18 protein-coding genes are annotated in these 19,002 nt (G+C 61.7%); 13 read left to right on the forward strand and 5 right to left on the reverse strand.

Annotated elements, in window-relative coordinates; genetic code table 11:
- Nucleotides 1-2 precede the first annotated feature (2 nt).
- Complete coding sequence (locus tag LAB08_RS18815) at nt 3-530, reverse strand: DUF3087 domain-containing protein (protein WP_096510280.1); 528 nt, start codon at nt 528-530, stop codon at nt 3-5.
- A gap of 233 nt (nt 531-763) precedes the next feature.
- Here LAB08_RS18815 and ppnN point away from each other — a divergent pair, with 233 nt between their 5' ends.
- The 4 genes from ppnN to LAB08_RS18835 all read left to right on the forward strand — a co-directional run bounded on the left by ppnN (nt 764) and on the right by LAB08_RS18835 (nt 4,506).
- Nucleotides 764-2,137 carry a nucleotide 5'-monophosphate nucleosidase PpnN gene (gene ppnN, locus LAB08_RS18820; RefSeq protein ID WP_096510279.1) on the forward strand — a complete coding sequence of 458 codons (1,374 nt, stop codon included), beginning with the start codon at nt 764-766 and terminating at the stop codon, nt 2,135-2,137.
- 141 nt (nt 2,138-2,278) lie between these two features.
- The gene (locus LAB08_RS18825) at nt 2,279-3,019 is read left to right on the forward strand and encodes a response regulator (RefSeq protein WP_096510278.1); all 741 of its coding nucleotides are present in this window, start codon (nt 2,279-2,281) and stop codon (nt 3,017-3,019) included.
- A gap of 172 nt (nt 3,020-3,191) precedes the next feature.
- Entirely contained in the window at nt 3,192-3,530 is a 339-nt protein-coding gene (locus LAB08_RS18830; protein ID WP_096510277.1) for a hypothetical protein, read from the forward strand.
- 241 nt (nt 3,531-3,771) lie between these two features.
- Complete coding sequence (locus tag LAB08_RS18835) at nt 3,772-4,506, forward strand: substrate-binding periplasmic protein (RefSeq protein ID WP_096510276.1); 735 nt, start codon at nt 3,772-3,774, stop codon at nt 4,504-4,506.
- Between the two features lie 25 nt (nt 4,507-4,531).
- Here the strand turns inward: LAB08_RS18835 and LAB08_RS18840 are convergent, their stop codons facing one another.
- From LAB08_RS18840 to LAB08_RS18850, 3 genes are all read right to left on the reverse strand, one after another.
- Nucleotides 4,532-5,968, reverse strand: a complete 1,437-nt coding sequence (locus LAB08_RS18840) for an FAD/NAD(P)-binding protein (protein WP_096510275.1) — start codon at nt 5,966-5,968, stop codon at nt 4,532-4,534.
- A 238-nt stretch (nt 5,969-6,206) separates the two neighbouring features.
- Nucleotides 6,207-7,610, reverse strand: coding sequence for an LLM class flavin-dependent oxidoreductase (locus LAB08_RS18845; RefSeq protein ID WP_096510274.1), 1,404 nt, complete (start codon nt 7,608-7,610; stop codon nt 6,207-6,209).
- Nucleotides 7,611-7,771: 161 nt separating this feature from the next.
- Nucleotides 7,772-8,335, reverse strand: coding sequence for a helix-turn-helix domain-containing protein (locus tag LAB08_RS18850; protein WP_096510273.1), 564 nt, complete (start codon nt 8,333-8,335; stop codon nt 7,772-7,774).
- Here LAB08_RS18850 and LAB08_RS18855 point away from each other — a divergent pair.
- The 7 genes from LAB08_RS18855 to LAB08_RS18885 all read left to right on the forward strand — a co-directional run bounded on the left by LAB08_RS18855 (nt 8,330) and on the right by LAB08_RS18885 (nt 15,684).
- Nucleotides 8,330-9,355 (forward strand): DMT family transporter, encoded by a 1,026-nt coding sequence (locus LAB08_RS18855; protein WP_096510272.1) that lies wholly within the window; start codon nt 8,330-8,332, stop codon nt 9,353-9,355. The genes LAB08_RS18850 and LAB08_RS18855 overlap by 6 nt on opposite strands.
- 271 nt (nt 9,356-9,626) lie before the next feature.
- Complete coding sequence (locus LAB08_RS18860) at nt 9,627-12,545, forward strand: monovalent cation/H+ antiporter subunit A (protein ID WP_096510271.1); 2,919 nt, start codon at nt 9,627-9,629, stop codon at nt 12,543-12,545.
- A complete protein-coding gene (locus LAB08_RS18865) occupies nt 12,545-12,889 on the forward strand; it encodes a Na+/H+ antiporter subunit C (RefSeq protein WP_007986256.1) in 345 nt (114 codons plus the stop codon). Before LAB08_RS18860 ends, LAB08_RS18865 begins: the two co-directional genes overlap by 1 nt.
- Entirely contained in the window at nt 12,886-14,565 is a 1,680-nt protein-coding gene (locus LAB08_RS18870; protein WP_096510270.1) for a monovalent cation/H+ antiporter subunit D, read from the forward strand. The genes LAB08_RS18865 and LAB08_RS18870 overlap by 4 nt, the downstream gene beginning before the upstream one ends.
- A complete protein-coding gene (locus tag LAB08_RS18875) occupies nt 14,562-15,050 on the forward strand; it encodes a Na+/H+ antiporter subunit E (RefSeq protein ID WP_096510269.1) in 489 nt (162 codons plus the stop codon). The genes LAB08_RS18870 and LAB08_RS18875 overlap by 4 nt, the downstream gene beginning before the upstream one ends.
- Entirely contained in the window at nt 15,047-15,325 is a 279-nt protein-coding gene (locus tag LAB08_RS18880; RefSeq protein WP_096510268.1) for a K+/H+ antiporter subunit F, read from the forward strand. Before LAB08_RS18875 ends, LAB08_RS18880 begins: the two co-directional genes overlap by 4 nt.
- A complete protein-coding gene (locus LAB08_RS18885; protein WP_096510267.1) occupies nt 15,322-15,684 on the forward strand; it encodes a Na+/H+ antiporter subunit G in 363 nt (120 codons plus the stop codon). Before LAB08_RS18880 ends, LAB08_RS18885 begins: the two co-directional genes overlap by 4 nt.
- Before the next feature lie 115 nt (nt 15,685-15,799).
- Here LAB08_RS18885 and LAB08_RS18890 read toward each other — a convergent pair whose 3' ends face one another.
- Nucleotides 15,800-16,237 (reverse strand): DUF3995 domain-containing protein, encoded by a 438-nt coding sequence (locus LAB08_RS18890; protein ID WP_096510266.1) that lies wholly within the window; start codon nt 16,235-16,237, stop codon nt 15,800-15,802.
- Nucleotides 16,238-16,332: 95 nt separating this feature from the next.
- On the opposite strand from LAB08_RS18890, the gene LAB08_RS18895 reads away from it, so the two are divergent.
- Both LAB08_RS18895 and LAB08_RS18900 read left to right on the forward strand, forming a co-directional pair.
- Nucleotides 16,333-16,719: a DUF2946 domain-containing protein gene (locus LAB08_RS18895; RefSeq protein ID WP_096510265.1), complete on the forward strand. Its 387-nt coding sequence runs from the start codon at nt 16,333-16,335 to the stop codon at nt 16,717-16,719.
- Between the two features lie 89 nt (nt 16,720-16,808).
- Complete coding sequence (locus LAB08_RS18900; protein ID WP_096510264.1) at nt 16,809-18,956, forward strand: TonB-dependent receptor; 2,148 nt, start codon at nt 16,809-16,811, stop codon at nt 18,954-18,956.
- Nucleotides 18,957-19,002: the final 46 nt, after the last annotated feature.

The raw sequence follows: 19,002 nt of genomic DNA on the forward strand, positions 1-19,002 counted from the left end.
CCTCAGGTCCGCGCCTGCTTCACCGCCTCCAGCCATGCAGGATCCAGACGGTTCTGATCGGGATTGATGCCCAGCGCTTGCATTCGCGCCTCGTGCTGCTCCATTTCCCGCCGCAATTGCCCATGATCACTGGAGTTCCCGTCCAATTGATGCATTTGGCTCAACCCGAGGTGATAGAAGCGCAACAGCTTCATGGCGCTCGGATCACCCGCTTCCACCGCGGCCGTGACGTGATGCATGACGTTAGTGACACTCATCAGACTGCGCTTGAGCTGCCAGCTGTAGACCGCCGGCGCCATCCATGCCTGAGTCCAGAACACCTTGCGCATCAGCGCCGCCATCACCAGCACCGCGGCAAACACGCCGCCGATGTTGAAACGCAGATTGTCCCCGCCAGGCGTACCGAACAACGCCACCGCCATGGTCGACAGCACCATCGCCAGCGCCAGGAAAATCAAGGCGATCACCAGCGTGCTGCGCCGCGTCTGTTGCCGATAGGTTTCGGCGTTCATCGGCTGGATTTCGAACATTACGTCGGGTTTCCTTACTTCAATGATAAAAAGTCTCGCGGGGCACAAAAAGCGCGGGCCATTATCGCCTCTGCGAGGGATTTAGCTATGCTGGGGCTCCTTTTCATCTGTTCATCGTCAAACGGGGGACATGGCAAGACCGCGCAGTTCGTGCCATCTTCTTTCATGGATACACACCATTCGGATGCCATTCGTTGTTTCTGCGCGAATGTCATCGTTTTAAGGATCATTGAATGACCCAACGACAAGTAATCAACGCTTCGGTCAGCCCGAAAGGCAGCCTGGAAACACTCTCCCAACGGGAAGTCCAGCAACTGAGCGAAGCCGGATCCGGCAGCACCTACAACATCTTCCGCCAGTGCGCCCTGGCCATCCTCAACACCGGCGCCCATGTCGATAACGCCAAGACCATCCTCGAAGCCTACAAGGACTTCGAAATCCGCATTCACCAACAAGACCGTGGCGTACGCCTGGAGCTGCTGAACGCCCCGGCCGACGCTTTCGTCGACGGCGAAATGATCGCCAGTACCCGGGAAATGCTGTTCAGCGCCCTGCGCGACATCGTCTACACCGAAAACGAACTCGACAGCCAACGCATTGACCTGAGCACCTCCCAGGGCATCAGCGATTACGTGTTTCATCTGCTGCGCAACGCCCGCACCCTGCGCCCCGGCGTCGAGCCGAAGATCGTCGTGTGCTGGGGTGGCCACTCGATCAACACCGAAGAATACAAATACACCAAGAAAGTCGGCCACGAACTGGGCCTGCGCAGCCTCGACGTGTGCACCGGCTGCGGTCCCGGCGTGATGAAAGGCCCGATGAAAGGCGCCACCATCGCCCACGCCAAACAGCGTATCCACGGCGGCCGTTACCTGGGCCTGACCGAACCCGGGATCATTGCCGCCGAGGCACCGAACCCGATCGTCAACGAGCTGGTGATCCTGCCGGACATCGAAAAACGCCTGGAAGCCTTCGTCCGCGTGGGCCACGGCATCATCATCTTCCCGGGCGGCGCCGGCACGGCCGAAGAATTCCTGTACCTGCTCGGCATCCTGATGCACCCGGGCAACGAAGGCCTGCCCTTCCCGGTCATCCTCACCGGGCCGAAACATGCCGCGCCGTACCTGGAGCAACTCGACGCCTTCGTCGGCGCGACCCTGGGCGAAGCGGCCAAAAAGCACTACCAGATCATCATCGACGATCCGGCGGAAGTCGCCCGGCAGATGACCGCCGGCCTCAAGGCGGTCAAACAGTTCCGCCGCGAGCGCAACGACGCGTTCCACTTCAACTGGCTGCTGAAAATCGACGAAGGCTTCCAGCGCCCGTTCGATCCGACCCACGAAAACATGGCCAACCTGAAACTGAGCCGCGACCTGCCGGCCCACGAACTGGCCGCCAATCTGCGCCGCGCGTTCTCCGGCATTGTCGCCGGCAACGTCAAGGACAAGGGCATCCGCCTGATCGAACAACACGGGCCTTACCAGATCCGTGGCGACGCGGCGATCATGCAACCGCTGGATCAACTGCTCAAGGCCTTCGTCGCCCAGCACCGGATGAAGCTGCCGGGTGGCGCGGCGTATGTGCCGTGTTATCGAGTGGTGGCCTGATAGCTTTACGGTAGGAGCGAGCCTGCTCGCGATGGACGTTACGATAACGCGTGCTGCCTGAATGAACGCGTCGCCCTGACGTTTTTCGCGAGCAGGCTCGCTCCTACAGGGGTGTACGCCAACGAATACAAGGGATCGACCATGGACCACGTCAACCACATCCTGATCGTCGACGACGATCGCGAAATTCGCGAACTGGTCGGCAACTACCTGAAGAAAAACGGCTTGCGCACCACCGTGGTTGCCGATGGCCGGCAAATGCGCAGTTTTCTGGAAGCCAACCAGGTCGACCTGATCGTGCTCGACATCATGCTCCCCGGCGATGACGGCCTGGTGCTGTGCCGCGAGTTGCGCTCAGGCAAACACAAAGCCACGCCGATCCTCATGCTCACCGCGCGCAACGATGAAACCGACCGCATCCTTGGCCTGGAAATGGGTGCCGACGACTACCTGACCAAACCCTTCGCCGCCCGCGAACTGCTGGCGCGGATCAACGCCGTGCTGCGCCGCACCCGAATGCTGCCGCCCAATTTGCTGATCACCGAAAGTGGCCGCATGCTGGGTTTCGGCCGCTGGCGCCTGGACACCACCGCCCGGCACTTGCTGGACGAGGACGACACCCTGGTGGCCCTCAGCGGCGCCGAATACCGCTTGCTGCGGGTATTCCTCGATCACCCGCAACGGGTATTGAGCCGCGACCAGTTGCTCAATTTGACCCAGGGCCGCGACGCCGACCTGTTCGATCGTTCCATCGACTTGCTGGTGAGCCGCCTGCGGCAACGATTGAAGGATGATTCCCGGGAGCCGACCTACATCAAGACCGTGCGCAGCGAGGGCTATGTGTTTTCCTATCCGGTGCAAATGCTCGATGCCCAGGAATGAGCATTTCCCGAGGTGTTTTGTATCCGTCTGTATAGGAACCCCATCCTGATACGCAACAGCCGATTTCGCACCGTTCAGGCACACATCAGCGATACACCCCGGCGTTTAACTGTGACCACCAGCTAGCACAGGCTACTGACCACTCACTACTTAAGCGCACGGAGAATTTCCCATGTTCAACTTCTCGAAAGTTTCGTCCCTGGCACTCGGCCTGGCATTGGTGGGCGGTCTTGGCCTGTCGAACCTGGCATCGGCCAACACCCCTAGTGTTGCCGCCCCAAGCACTGCCCAGGCGTTGCTGGCCGAAGGCGGTTCGGACCGGTTGCAACAAAATCGCGTGGCCGAGGGTGGCTCCGATCGCCTGATCGAGAATCGTGTCGCCGAAGGCGGATCGGATCGTCTGCAGGAACGGCGTGAGCGCATTGCCTCGATTCCGGGCAACGCGGCGATCAACGGTGTAGTCGTCGCCGAAAACCGTGCCGAATTCGGTTCGAAATATCAGCGTTATTGATCACGATCTCCCTCACAACTGATATCCACTGTGGGAGCGAGCCTGCTCGCGAAGACGGACGTCCAGCCGACAATGTTGTCGCCTGACACTTTGCCTTCGCGAGCAGGCTCGCTCCCACAGGTATTACAACAACCCTATCCCTATAAATCCTCATCTCTGACACAAAAGCCCCGGAGATAGTCCGGGACAGTGGCACTGTGCCCGTACTAGTATTCGCGCTTCACTTCATCAAGGACGATTCATGAAGCGCTTGGCCGGTTGCCTGCTGTATTTCCTGACGCTGAATGCGCTCGCGGCCGATTTGACCCTGCTCACCGACAACCACCCGCCCCTGCATTTCCAGCAAGGTGGCCAACTGGTGGGATTCGGCGTGGATGTGGTGCAGGCCTTGGCCGAACGCACCGGCGATCATTTGAACTTGCAACAATTGCCGTTACTGCGAGCCTTGCATGTCGCCAGCACTGAACCGGCGACCGGGGTCTTCACCGTATTGCGCACCGCCGAACGCGATGGCCAGTACCAGTGGGTCGGGCCATTGCTGGAAGTGGAAACCGCGCTGTACTCCGCCGACAGCGCCCGGCCGCCGGTGCGCAGTTTGCTGGAAGCCGGCAAACTTGGCCGCATCGCCGTGCCACGAAAATGGCTGGCCTATAGCTACTTGCAGAAACAGGGTCTGAACAACTTGTATGGCGTCGAAACGCCAGAGCAGATGATGCGTTTGGCGCGGGTGGGCCGTGCCGATTTTGTCGTGGCCGATACCCTGTCCCTCGCCACCATTGCCCGCGAAGAAGGGTTGGCCCCCAGCCAACTGCACTATCAGATGCCGCTGATGCAGCAAGGCAGCTACATCGCTTTTTCCCTGCAGACCGATGTACGCCAGGTCGAACGCTGGCAACAGGCGCTGGATGAGATGAACCGCGACGGGCGCCTGGAGCAAATCAAACAGCGTTGGCTCAGCGCCAACACACCCCGCTGAACAGGATCACCCCTCTCGATAACGACTATGCACAAGACGCCACCAAACGCACAGCCAATGCCTTGGCCTGACTGGCCACATCGGTGACAGCGGTACTCTCCCACCACATCCCCCGCAACGGCGGCCCCATGGCAAACAACCGACTGGCGGCCCGGCCATCGGCATCCAGCACCGCACCGTCCACCTCAGCAGCAATCCCCAATGCCAAGGGCCCCGGCTTGATCAACCCGCGCGCCAGCAACTGTTGTGGCAACGGCCGCGCAACCCGACGCCAGTCGTACTCGATGCCGCTGGAGTTGATCAATGCCGCGCCGCTGACGACAACGGTTTCAGCCTCCCCCCGACGACGAATGCGAATGCTCACTTCACCGCCTGGGGAAGGCTCAAGCCCCTTGAAGGACGCCGCCTGAATCCGCAACCGCCCTTCCCCGTGCAGGCGTTCTACCAGTTCGGCGCTCAAGGGCGGCGAACGGTGGTGATGGCTTTCCCACCACGGCCGCACATGCCGCACGAACTGGCGACGCTGCACGTCGGTGGCCTGATTCCACAAGCGGCCGATGTGCGCCCGCACGGTGTCCAGCGGCGCCTGCCAATCGATGCCCCCGGCGATCGCGTCACGGCAATGCCGGCGCAGTTCGCGCACCAACTGACGGGGTGTGCGAATGCTGTGATCCTCGGCGAGGAAATCCACCCAGGCGGGTGGCTGGCGCCGCACATGGGGCAGCAAGCCATGACGGGAAAACACCTCGATCGGCCCGCGATGCCCGGTCTGCTCCAGCGACACCACGGCATCGACCATGGTCAGGCCCGAGCCGATGATCAGCACCGTCGATTGCGGATCAAGCTGCTGCATCGCGGCCACATCCCATGGGTCGAGTGCGGCGGCGTTCAAGCCACTGGATTGGGTCTGCGGCGTTCGGGCGGCGGGGAACATGCCCGTGGCGAGCACAGCAAAGGCACCCTGCAAATGCCGGCCATCGTTCAAGGTCAATCGCACCGCCTGCGCTTCAGTTTGCAGATCTACCACCTCGGCTCGCACATGCTCGACCGTCGAACCGTTCAACGCGCCCACCGCTTGCGCTTCGGCCAGACGCTGCTGCACGTACAGGCCGAAAATCCCCCGAGGCGGGAACAGTTCACTGACCGGCACATGCTGCTCGTCCGACTCCGGCCAGCCACCGGCGGCGATGTATTCGCCCAGCCATTGGGTCAGGTCGTCGGCGTTGTCCGGGTCGACGCTCATGCGCGCCGCATTGCCATTGAGCGTATGGCCCAACTCCACGGCGCTGTAGGCCTCGCCCCGACCAAGTTCGGCGCGGGGTTCGATCACCAGCACCTGGCGATGGCCCGGCAGGCGCAACAGTTGCGCCGCCAGCATCGTGCCGCTGAGACCGCCGCCGACGATCAGGATGTCTGCGTGCCGGATGATGTCGGTCGGCTGTCCGTTTGGAGTTTCACTCATGCCGTTCTCACTGATCAATGTTTGCCTGGGTAGCTGCCACGTTAATGTTTTGACCCGCAATCTGGAAGCTCACCTGCGCCTGTGTCATGTGCGTGGACGCAATATCAAAAACACCAATGCCCCTTGTAGGAGCGAGCCTGCTCGCGAAGAGGTCGGCACCGTCAACATCGATATCGACCGATACACCGCTTTCGCGAGCAGGCTCGCTCCCACAGGGATTTGTGGAGTGCTCCAGGTACTACGCAGACACCACTTTTTTCTCCTGCTCCCGCAACCCCGCCAGATCGCGATAGCCTGCCCCGGGATGAATCCGGGGTAATCGCGGTCCTTCCCCGAACAACTTCTCGCGCAAAGTCCCCGGCGCATAGTCGGTCTTGTACACCCCGCGCTTCTGCAACTCCGGAACCAGCAGTTCCACGGCATCGACAAAGGTTTCGTGGGTCAGCGCGTAAGCCAGGTTGAAGCCGTCCACATCGGTGTCCTCGACCCACTCCTGCAGCAGGTCGGCGACGGTTTCAGGGCTGCCGACGAACAGCGGGCCAAAGCCGCCGATGCCCACCCAGTCCGCCAGTTCGTTGGGCGTCCAGACCTTGTTCGGATCCGCCGTGGAGAACGCCTCGACCGCCGACTGAATGGCATTGGTGTGCACATGTTTGAGCGGTTCATCCGGTTTGAACTGGCTGAAATCGATCCCGGTCCATCCCGAAATCAACGCCATGGCGCCTTCGTAGCTGACCCAGGTTTTGTATTCCTCGAACTTGGCCTTGGCCTTGGCGTCGGTCTCGCCGAGGATCACCGTTTGCAGGTTGAAGATCAGGATTTTCGACGGATCGCGCCCGGCTTCGGCGGCGCGACGACGGATGTCCGCGACGGTTTTCTTCAGCAGCACTTTCGACGGCGCGGCGACGAACACGCACTCGGCATGTTCGGCGGCGAACTGCTTGCCGCGACTCGATGCTCCGGCCTGATAGAGCACCGGTGTGCGTTGCGGCGAAGGCTCGCACAGGTGAATGCCCGGCACCTGGAAGTGCTTGCCGACGTGCCGGATCTCGTGGATTTTGCCCGGATCGCTGAACACCCGACGCTCACGGTCGCGCAGGATCGCGCCCTCTTCCCAACTGCCTTCCCACAGCTTGTAGCAAACCTCCAGGTATTCCTCGGCGAAGTCGTAGCGGGCATCGTGTTCGGCCTGGGCTTTCTGCCCGAGGTTCTTCGCGCCGCTCTCCAGATACGAGGTGACGATGTTCCAGCCTGCGCGGCCCTTGGTCAGGTGATCGAGGGTCGACAGGCGCCGGGCGAACGGGTACGGATGCTCGAACGACAGCGACGCGGTCAGGCCAAAACCCAGATGTTCGGTGACCAGTGCCATCGGCGGGATCAATTGCAGGGGATCATTGACCGGCACCTGCGCCGCCTGACGAATCGCCGCATCGCCGTTGCCGTTATAGACGTCGTAAATGCCCAGCACATCGGCAATGAACAAACCGTCGAACTTGCCACGCTCGAGGATTTTCGCCAGATCGGTCCAGTATTCGAGGTCCTTGTACTGCCACGAACGATCCCGCGGGTGCGCCCACAGCCCCGGCGACTGGTGGCCGACGCAGTTCATGTCAAAAGCGTTGAGACGAATTTCACGGGCCATCAAACGGCACTCCGTAGCTTGGGGAATGAATTCCCTGAGCTTCTGCAGGAGTCGTGCCGAAACTTAAATTCGTTATTTTTCAAAAAGTTAAAGAATAATTAGAGAAACACTTACAGCTTCAGAAACACAAAGTGTTTATCCCGTGTTGATGGGCCAACAGTTCAGATCACCACGTTGCGCACAAACCGCACCGCCACTGGCCCATCGTTGCGATAGGAATGGGGCTGGTTGCTGGCGAACATGAAAAACTCGCCGGCGCTGATGCGGTGCGGTACATCGCCAACCATCAGGGTCAGGCAACCTTCGAAGACATAAAACTGTTCGCTCCAGCCATCGGCATCCGGCTCCGACGGGTAATGCTCGCCCGGTTCGAGGCGCCATTCCCACAGTTCGACTTCACGGCTGGCATTGGCCTTGGCCAGCAATACGGCTTTGCTGCCGGGAATCGTCCCGGCCCAGGCCAGTTCGTTGATGCGGCTATGGTCACGCACGTCAGGAGCCTGGATCAGGTCGCTGAACGCCACGTCCAAAGCCTCGGCCACGCGATCGAGGGTGGTCAGGCTGACGTTCTTTTCACCGGCCTCGATGGCCACCAGCATGCGCCGGCTGACGCCGGACTTTTCCGCCAGGGCGGTCTGGCTCATGTCCGCGGCATGGCGCAAACGGCGAACGTTCTGGCTGACGTGCTGCAGGACCGAAGCCCGTTGCGTGGAATCTTTGTGCACTATATTGCTCACTTGGTGGTGTTGCGCAGTATACTGCCCAACTTCCGGCGCATTGTGCGTCCCCCTCAAATAGTGTGCAAGATCATGACGTCGGTGAACTCCTCCCAGGCTACCTCCCGTTTCCTGCGGCTCAGCAAGGCTGAGTGCGTGCTGGTGCTGATTACCATGGTTTGGGGCGGGACCTTTTTGCTGGTACAGCATGCAATGACCGTCAGCGGACCGATGTTCTTCGTCGGCCTGCGCTTTGCCGCCGCCGCGTGCCTCGTCGCCCTGTTCTCCTGGCGCAGCCTGCGGGAACTGACCCTGTTCGAACTCAAGGCCGGGGCCTTTATCGGCGTGGCGATCATGCTGGGCTACGGTTTGCAGACGGTGGGCCTGCAAAGCATTCCCAGCAGCCAGTCGGCGTTTATCACCGCGTTGTACGTACCTTTCGTGCCATTGCTGCAATGGCTGGTGCTGGGGCGTCGCCCGGGGTTGATGCCGAGCATCGGGATCATGCTGGCGTTTACCGGCTTGATGCTGTTGTCGGGGCCCTCCGGCGCGGCGTTGAATTTCAGCCCCGGTGAAATTGCCACCCTGATCAGTGCCATCGCCATTGCCGCGGAGATCATCCTGATCAGCAACTTCGCCGGTCAAGTCGATGTGAAGCGGGTGACCGTGGTGCAACTGGCGGTCACTTCGCTGCTATCGTTCCTGATGGTGGTGCCGACCCAGGAACGCATTCCAGACTTTTCCTGGCTGCTGCTGTGCAGCGCCCTGGGGCTGGGCGCGGCGAGTGCAGCGATTCAGGTGGCCATGAACTGGGCGCAGAAAAGTGTTTCACCAACCCGCGCCACCTTGATCTACGCCGGTGAGCCGGTATGGGCCGGGATTGTCGGGCGGATCGCCGGGGAGCGCTTGCCGGCGATTGCATTGCTGGGGGCCGGGTTGATTGTGGCGGCGGTGATTGTCAGTGAGTTGAAGACCAAGGGTAAAAGTGCTGCGGCTGATGAAGCGTTGGAGCGTGAGACGCAAGGTTGAATCGTGGCATTTCTGGTGTGAGGTCTGACGCCATCGCGGGCAAGCCTTGATCCCACAGGTGCTGTGTGGCTCACAAAAATTACAATCAACACAAACCCAGTGGGAGCAAGGCTTGCCCGCGATGGGGCCGGACCTGCCGAACACACACCTTTGAAACAATGTTAAACAAGGATTTTCCGTCTACCTTGTAGGATTCTGCGACAGCTTGGCGTTTGGTGATCCGGGAGCTGGCACGTATGATGCTTCACAAACTTCCGCAGATTAGAAGCCTATGTCCTTGATAGTTCTACTGCTTCTGCCTTTCATAGGCAGCTGTCTGGCAGCGGTGCTGCCACACAACGCGCGTAACACCGAATCGCTGCTGGCTGGCCTGGTTGCCCTGATCGGCACCGTCCAGGTCGCCCTCCTGTACCCACAAATCGCCCATGGCGGCGTCATTCGTGAAGAATTCTTCTGGCTGCCGAGCCTGGGCCTGAACTTCGTCCTGCGCATGGACGGTTTCGCCTGGCTGTTTTCGATGCTGGTGCTGGGCATCGGCACCCTGGTTTCGCTATACGCCCGTTACTACATGTCGCCGGACGATCCGGTGCCACGCTTCTTCGCGTTTTTCCTGGCATTCATGGGCGCCATGCTCGGGCTGGTGATCTCCGGCAACCTGATCCAGATCGTGTTTTTCTGGGAGCTGACCAGCCTCTTCTCGTTCCTGTTGATCGGTTACTGGCACCACCGCGCCGATGCGCGGCGCGGCGCGTACATGGCGCTGATGGTCACCGGAGCCGGTGGTTTGTGCCTGCTGGCGGGGGTCATGCTGCTTGGCCATGTGGTCGGCAGCTATGACCTGGACAAGGTCCTGGCCGCCGGCGATCTGATTCGTGCACATGCCCTCTACCCCATCCTGTTGCCCCTGATCCTGATTGGCGCCCTGAGCAAAAGCGCGCAATTCCCCTTCCACTTCTGGCTGCCCCACGCCATGGCGGCGCCGACACCGGTCTCGGCCTATCTGCACTCGGCGACCATGGTCAAGGCCGGGGTATTCCTGCTCGCGCGATTGTGGCCATCGCTGTCCGGCAGTGAAGAATGGTTCTACATCGTCAGCGGCGCCGGGGCTTGCACCCTGTTGCTCGGCGCGTACTGCGCGATGTTCCAGAACGACCTCAAGGGCCTGCTGGCCTACTCGACCATCAGCCACCTGGGCCTGATCACCCTGCTGCTGGGCCTGAACAGCCCGCTGGCGGCAGTGGCGGCGGTGTTCCACATCCTCAACCACGCCACGTTCAAGGCCTCGCTGTTCATGGCCGCCGGGATCATCGACCACGAAAGCGGCACCCGGGACATCCGCCGGCTCAACGGTCTGTTCAAGCTGATTCCGTTCACCGCCACCCTGGCCATGGTCGCCAGCGCCTCCATGGCCGGCGTGCCATTGCTCAACGGCTTCCTGTCGAAAGAGATGTTCTTCGCCGAAACCGTGTTCATCAATGCCACGGCGTGGATCGAAACGACCCTGCCAATCGTCGCAACCATCGCCGGGACGTTCAGCGTCGCCTATTCCCTGCGCTTTACCGTGGACGTGTTCTTCGGCCCCACCGCCACCGACCTGCCCCACACGCCGCACGAACCACCGCGCTGGATGCGTGCGCCGGTCGAGTTGCTGGTGTTCACCTGCCTGGTGGTCGGGATCTTCCCGGCGCAAGTGGTCGGCCCGCTGCTCGCCGCCGCCGCGTTGCCGGTGGTGGGTGGCACGCTGCCCGAATACAGCCTGGCGATCTGGCACGGCATGAATGCGCCGATGATCATGAGCCTGATCGCCATGTCCGGCGGCATCGTCCTTTATCTGCTGCTGCGCAAACAACTCAAGCGCGGGCGCTTCCACTACCCGCCGCTGATTGGCCGGTTCAATGGCAAGCGTCTGTTCGAGCGCGTCCTGGTGATCAAGATGCGCCTGGCCCGCCGCCTGGAACGGCGGATCAGCACCCGGCGCCTGCAAACCCAACTGTTTTTGATGGTGCTCGCCGCCGTACTGGCCGGGTTGATCCCGATGCTGCACAGCAGCCTGCACTGGGGCGACCGGCCGAAGATTCCGGGGTCGATCGTGTTCGTCATCCTGTGGCTGCTGGCGATTGCCTGTGCGCTGGGCGCCGCGTATCAAGCCAAGTATCACCGACTCGCCGCCCTGACCATGGTCAGCGTCTGCGGCCTGATGACCTGCGTGACCTTCGTCTGGTTCTCGGCACCGGACCTGGCCTTGACGCAACTGGTGGTCGAAGTGGTGACCACGGTGCTGATCCTGCTGGGCCTGCGCTGGCTGCCACGGCGGATCGAAGAGGTTTCGCCGTTGCCGAGCAGCCTGCGCAAGGCGCGCATCCGGCGGATCCGCGACTTGCTGCTGTCGACCGTGGTCGGTGGCGGCATGGCATTGCTGGCCTACGCAATGCTGACGCGCCAGACGCCGAACGATATTTCCTCGTTCTACTTGAGCCGCGCCCTGCCCGAGGGCGGCGGCAGCAACGTGGTCAACGTGATGCTGGTGGACTTCCGTGGTTTCGACACCCTCGGCGAAATCACCGTACTGGTGGCGGTGGCGTTGACCGTGTTCGCCCTGTTGCGTCGTTTCCGCCCGCCGAAAGAAAGCCTGCAACTGCCGGCCCAGCAGCGCTTGCTAGCGCCCGACGTGGTCACCGACCTGGTCAACCCGCGTCATGCCAGCGACACCGCACTCGGCTTCATGATGGTCCCGGCAGTGCTGGTGCGCCTGCTGTTGCCGATTGCCTTCGTGGTGTCGTTCTACCTGTTCATGCGCGGGCACAACCTGCCGGGCGGCGGCTTTGTCGCGGGGCTGGTGATGTCGGTGGCGTTCATCCTGCAATACATGGTGGCAGGCACCCAGTGGGTCGAGGCGCAGATGAGCCTGCGGCCGTTGCGCTGGATGAGCACCGGCCTGTTGTTCGCCACGGTCACCGGTCTCGGTGCGATGGCGGTCGGTTATCCGTTCCTGACCACCCACACCTGGCATCTCGATCTGCCGTTGCTGGGCGACATTCACCTGGCCAGCGCATTGTTCTTCGACATTGGCGTGTACGCAGTGGTGGTCGGTTCGACGCTGCTGATCCTCACCGCCCTCGCCCACCAGTCGGTGCGGGGTCACAAGACCGCCGCGCAACCCAAACCCGTCGCCATCAAGGAGGCCGTCTGATGGAAGAAGTCATCGCAATCGCCATCGGCGTCCTGGCCGCGTCCGGCGTCTGGCTGATCCTGCGGCCACGAACGTTCCAGGTGGTCATGGGCCTGTGCCTGCTGTCCTATGGCGTCAACCTGTTCATCTTCAGCATGGGCAGCCTGTTCATCGGCAAGGAGCCGATCATCAAGGACGGCGTGCCGCAGGATCTGCTGCATTACACCGACCCGCTGCCCCAGGCGCTGGTATTGACCGCGATCGTCATCAGTTTTGCCATGACCGCGTTGTTCCTGGTGGTCTTGCTGGCCTCCCGGGGCCTGACCGGCACCGACCATGTGGATGGCCGGGAACCTAAAGAATGAATCCGATGACGCACCTGATCGCGGTACCGATCCTGCTGCCGTTGCTGACCGCCGCCATCATGCTGATGCTCGGCGAAAAGCACCGGCCGCTCAAAGCCAAAATCAACCTGTTCTCCAGCCTGCTGGGGCTGGGCATCTCCATTTTGCTGCTGCAATGGACGCAGACCACCGGCGTGCCCGGCTCCATCGGCGTGTACCTGCCGGGCAACTGGCAAGTGCCGTTCGGCCTGGTGCTGGTAGTCGATCGTCTGTCGGCGCTGATGCTGGTGCTGACCGGCATCATCGGCGTCAGCGCCCTGTTGTTCGCCATGGCGCGCTGGGACAGCGCCGGTTCGAGCTTCCATGCGCTGTTCCAGATCCAGTTGATGGGCCTGTACGGCGCGTTCCTCACCGCCGACCTGTTCAATCTGTTCGTGTTCTTCGAAGTGCTGCTGGCCGCGTCCTATGGCTTGATGCTGCACGGTTCGGGCCGCGCGCGGGTGTCGTCGGGGCTGCATTACATCTCGATCAACCTGCTGGCCTCGACCTTGTTCCTGATCGGCGCGGCGCTGATCTATGGCGTCACCGGCACCTTGAACATGGCTGACCTGGCGCTGAAAATCCCGTTGGTGCCGCAGGCCGACCGCGGGCTGCTGCACGCCGGCGCGGGGATTCTCGCGGTAGCGTTCCTGGCCAAGGCCGGGATGTGGCCGCTGAACTTCTGGCTGGTGCCGGCGTATTCCTCGGCGAGCGCACCGGTGGCGGCGATGTTCGCAATCATGACCAAGGTGGGTGTCTATACCTTCCTGCGCCTGTGGACCCTGCTGTTCTCCGGTCAGGCCGGAGCATCGGCGTATTTCGGCGGCGACTGGCTGATCTACGGCGGCCTGATGACCATCACCTGCGCTGCGGTGGCGATCCTCGCCGCGCAACGCCTGGAGCGCATGGCCAGTTTGAGCATTCTGGTGTCGGCGGGGATTCTCTTGTCGGCCGTCGGTTTCGCCCAGCCCAACCTGATCGGTGCGGCGCTGTTTTATCTGGTCAGTTCGACCCTGGCCTTGAGCGCGCTGTTCCTGCTGGCCGAGTTGATCGAGCGTTCGCGCTCGGCCAGCGAGATCCCGCTGGAAGATGAAAACGAAATGCTGCCACGACCACTGGAGTCGTCGGCGCCGGTCAAGGGCATCAACCTCGACGACGATCAGAAAGCCGTGGTCGGCCAGGTGATTCCCTGGACCATGGCGTTTCTCGGCCTGAGCTTCATTGCCTGCACATTGCTGATCGTTGGCATGCCGCCACTCTCCGGGTTCATTGGCAAACTCGGCCTGCTCAGCGCCCTGCTCAACCCGCTGGGCCTGGGCCACGAAGCACCGATCTCGAACGGGGCGTGGGGTTTGCTCGCCTTGCTGATCCTCTCTGGCCTGGCCTCGCTTGTGGCCTTTTCGCGCCTGGGCATCCAGCGTTTCTGGACGCCGGCAGAACGGCCATCGCCAGTGCTGCGACGCCTGGAATGCGTGCCGATCTTCGTCCTGCTGGCCTTGAGCATTGCGCTGACGTTCAAGGCCGAGCCGTTGCTGCGCTACACCCAGGCCGCCGCCGATGCCTTGAACAACCCGCAGCAATATGTGATGGCTGTGCTCGGCACCCGGGCTGTGCCAAGTCCTGAAGCCAAGGCTGCGATGCTGGAGGTGCAACCATGAAGCGCCTGTTTCCCGCGCCGTGGCTGTCGCTGGCCCTGTGGATGCTGTGGTTGCTGCTGAATTTGTCGATGACCCCCGGCAACCTGCTGTTGGGCGCTGCACTGGGCTTCTGTGCGCCGTTGATGATGCGCAAGTTGCGTCCGCTGCCGATCCGCATTCGCCGGCCGGGGGTGATCCTGCGCCTGTTCCTGGTGGTCGGTCGCGATGTGCTGGTGTCCAACGTCGCCGTGGCCTGGGGCGTGCTCAACGCCGGCCGTCGCCCGCCGCGTTCACGGTTCATCAAGGTGCCGCTGGACCTGCGCGACGCCAATGGCCTGGCGACGCTGTCGATGATCTGCACGGTAGTGCCCGGCACGGTCTGGTCTGAATTGGCGCTGGACCGCAGCATTCTGTTGCTGCACGTCTTCGATCTGGAGGACGAAGCGCCGTTCATTGAGCACTTCAAGGCGACGTACGAGCGCCCGTTGATGGAGATATTCGAATGAGCGCCTTGCTGTCGAACGCGATCCTGCTGAGCCTGTTCCTGTTTTCCGTGGCGATGATCCTGACCCTGATCCGCCTGTTCAAGGGCCCGTCGGCCCAGGACCGGGTTCTGGCGCTGGACTACCTGTACATCATCGCCATGCTGATGATGCTGGCGCTGGGTATTCGCTATGCCAGTGACACCTACTTCGAAGCGGCGCTGCTGATCGCCCTGTTCGGTTTCGTCGGCTCGTTTGCCCTGGCGAAATTCCTCCTGCGCGGCGAGGTGATCGAATGAATGCCGAATTGTCCTTGTGGGTGGAAATCCCGGTGGCGATCCTGCTGGTGCTCAGCAGCCTGTTTGCGTTGATCGGCGCCATCGGCCTGGTGCGGATGAAAGACTACTTCCAGCGCATGCACCCACCGGCCCTGGCTTCGACCCTGGGTGCCTGGTGCGTGGCGCTGGCGTCGATCATCTACTTTTCGGCACTCAAGTCCGCGCCGGTGTTGCACGCCTGGCTGATTCCGATTTTGCTGGCGATCACCGTGCCGGTGACGACGCTGCTGCTGGCGCGGGCGGCGCTGTTTCGCAAGCGCATGGCCGGAGATGATGTGCCGGCGGAGGTCAGCAGCCGGCGTACGGAAAGCGGGAGTTGAGTTCAGAAGCTTGCGTTGTTTGGACCGGCCTCTTCGCGAGCAGGCTCGCTCCCACAGGTCATGTGCGATCCATTGTGGGAGCGAGCCTGCTCGCGAAGGCGTCAGTCGAGGCAACTCAAACCCAGGCAACGGCCAACAACCCCGCCCCCAACACCACACACAACGGCGAGTAAACCCAGGTATCCCACCGGGCAAACCGTGAATCCTTGACCTCCTTGAAAAACCCCACCAGCTCCGAATCCCCGATCGCCCGGGCGAACAGCAATATCGCAATCGCGCTGATCACCCACTGCAACGCTTTGTGTTCCACCTGCGGCAGCCACCAGCCAACCCGCAAACACACCAACAGGGCAATCACTGACAAGGCCGCGGCCACCAGCAGCGTGATCCAGCCTCGCGGCTTGAAGGCTGGCTGCAACCGCACACCGCCCTCCACCGGTATTTGCGGCACGGCCGCCACCGTCGCCCATTCACCACCCAACGCCCAATAAACGTGCACCAAACTGATCGCTGCAAATATCGTCACCAGCCATTGAGCCAACGCAAAGGTCATGGTTGAAGATCCTTGAAAGAGATTGGGTCAGAATCATCCTAGTCGGCATTTTTTGACGTGCACGACCGGTCGGCGGAGGAGTAAAGTGCCGCCCCATGAAATTCTCCCGCACCGATCGCTCACTGCTGGCCTGGACGCTCTACTGCTGCGTTCTGCTCAATGTGTTCGCCTGCAGCATCGGTCACGGGCAAATGGTCGGAATGCAGCTCAATGGCATCGGCGGCCAGTTTTGTGCGGTCGACCCGAGCACCCAGGCACCGGTTTCGACCAACCCTTCCCAGGAACAATTGCCGACGCTGTCCAAGGCGTTCGGCTGTCCGTTGTGCTCCAGCGGGGGCATGGGGCCCGCGTTCAACTCCAGCCTGACCCTGGCGATCCTTCCCGAACAACACAGCCCGCCATTGGCACCGATTGCCAGTGCCGACCTCCCTGCCCGTTTCACCTGGCCCTCAGCCAATCCGCGCGCGCCACCGCTCGCCTGAATCTCTTTGCCTCTACCGATCAGCCCACTTCGCCAACGCGAGGCGTTTGCGTGTGCGCTGTTTGCTTGCCAAGAATTCAGGATTCATCAATGACACGTTTTTCTGTAGTGACCCGCCCTTTGCTGGCAAGCCTGTTCGGCTGCCTGTCCGTTACCGCTTGGGCACAATCCACGGTCGATCTCGCACCGATCACCATTGATGGCGAACAAGACGCCGAACCCGGCTTGAACCTGGATCAGTCCAGCGGCATGGCCTCGCGCCTGGGCTTGAGCGTGCGGGATACCCCGGCCTCGGTGGCCATCGCCAACCGCAACGACATCGAGCGCCACGGCGCACAGAACTTCCAGGACGCCGCCAACACCCTGCCCGGCGTCAACGCCAGCGCACCGCCGGGCTTCGGTGGCTTCGTCTCCTATCGGGGCTTCACCAGCAGCCAGATCACCCAGATGTTCAACGGCGTGAACGTGTCCGGCGGACTGGCACGACCAGTGGATTCATGGATTTATGATCGGGTGGAACTGGTCGGCGGCCCGTCATCGCTGATCAATGGCGCCGGCTCCGTGGGCGGTTCGCTGAATTACGTGACCAAACTGGCGACCCGTGAAGAACAGGCGTTGGAAGGCCGGGCCAGCTACGGCACCTACGACACCAGCGAAACCGCGTTCGGACTGAATCACGCCCTGAGCGAGGCCGGCGCGGACGTGCAGCACTATGCCCGCCTCGATGTCAGCCACAACACCGGCAACGGCTATATTGACCGCCAGGAACGCGATGCCTGGAGCATGGCGTTCTCGCTGCTCAGCGACCTGACGCCGGACCTGTCCCACACCTTGGCCCTGGAATACCAGGACGAGCACGAAGACAGTCCCTACTGGGGCACCCCGGTGCTCAATCCCAAGGTCGGGGAGCTGAAAATCGACAAACACAATCGCTTCAACAACTACAACGTCGAGGACGGCCGTTACGAACAACGGACGATCTGGGTGCGCTCGATCATCGACTACCGGATCAACGACAGCACCACCCTGCGCAACATGCTTTACCACCTCGACAGCCAGCGCGATTACCGCAACCTGGAAACCTACCAGTACAACGCGGATAACACGGCAGTGAACCGCTCCACGGCGTATCAGGTGCGGCATCAGGGCGAGCAGAACGGCAACCAGTTCGAACTGCGTCACGACAACACCCTGCTGGGGTTGACGACCACCTGGTCCGGCGGTTTCGAATACAAGGTCAACCAGACCACAAACTCACCCTTGAACGTCAAAGGGGCCAGCAGCGTGGATCCGGATAACTATGAACCGGGGCACTTCTACGATATTCCGGGCACGCGACAGGGTTTCGTCAGCGACAAGACCAACGAGGTCACCACCAAGGCTCTGTTCGTCGAGAATCGCCTGGCACTCACCGACAAGCTGTCGTTGCTCACTGGCCTGCGCTATGACGACATCGACCTGGACGTGACCAACCATCGCGTCGTGACCACCAGCAATCCCCGGCACCTCAAGCGCAGCTGGGAGCCGGTGACCGGGCGGATCGGCCTGACTTATCAGATCCTGCCTGCGGCGAACGTCTACGCGCAATACAGCACGGCTGCCGAGCAACCCAATGGCACGCAAGACTTCGACGTGTCCACCGGCAAGCAGTGGGAGGTCGGCAGCAAGTTCGATTATCTGGACGGTCGCGGCGCGGCGACGGTGGCGGCCTATACGATCGAGCGCAAGGACTTCGCGGTGACCGATCCGTTGGACCCGACCCTGAGCATTCCAGTGGGCCAGCAAACGTCCAAAGGCATCGAAGTGGCCAGTTCGCTGCGGATCACCGACAAGCTGTTGGCCGAAGGCAACTTCGCCTGGGTCGATGCCCGGTACGACGAATTCACCGAAAAGAACGCCGCTGGCCAAGTGGTTTCACGCAAGGGCAACACACCGACCAACGTGCCGGATCGCGTCGGCAATCTGTGGCTGACCTATGATTTCGCGCCGCAATGGCAGGGAGGTGTAGATGCACGTTACGTGGCGTCGGTGTTTGCCGACAGCGCCAACACCATGACCGTACCGTCGTACACGCTGTACGGCTCGTTTCTCAGTTACAAGGTCGACCGACACACCACCATCACGGGGCGGGTCCGGAACCTGACCAATGAGGTGTATGCCGAGTTCGCCCATGTGTCGCCGGCTTATTATTTGGGTACGCCGCGGACTTTTGAGCTGGCGGTGCAGACTCGGTTCTAAAAGCATCGCGAGCAGGCTCGCTCCCACAGGGGATTTGTGAACGCCA

This window comes from Pseudomonas izuensis (assembly GCF_002356535.2).
Classification (GTDB): domain Bacteria; phylum Pseudomonadota; class Gammaproteobacteria; order Pseudomonadales; family Pseudomonadaceae; genus Aquipseudomonas; species Aquipseudomonas izuensis.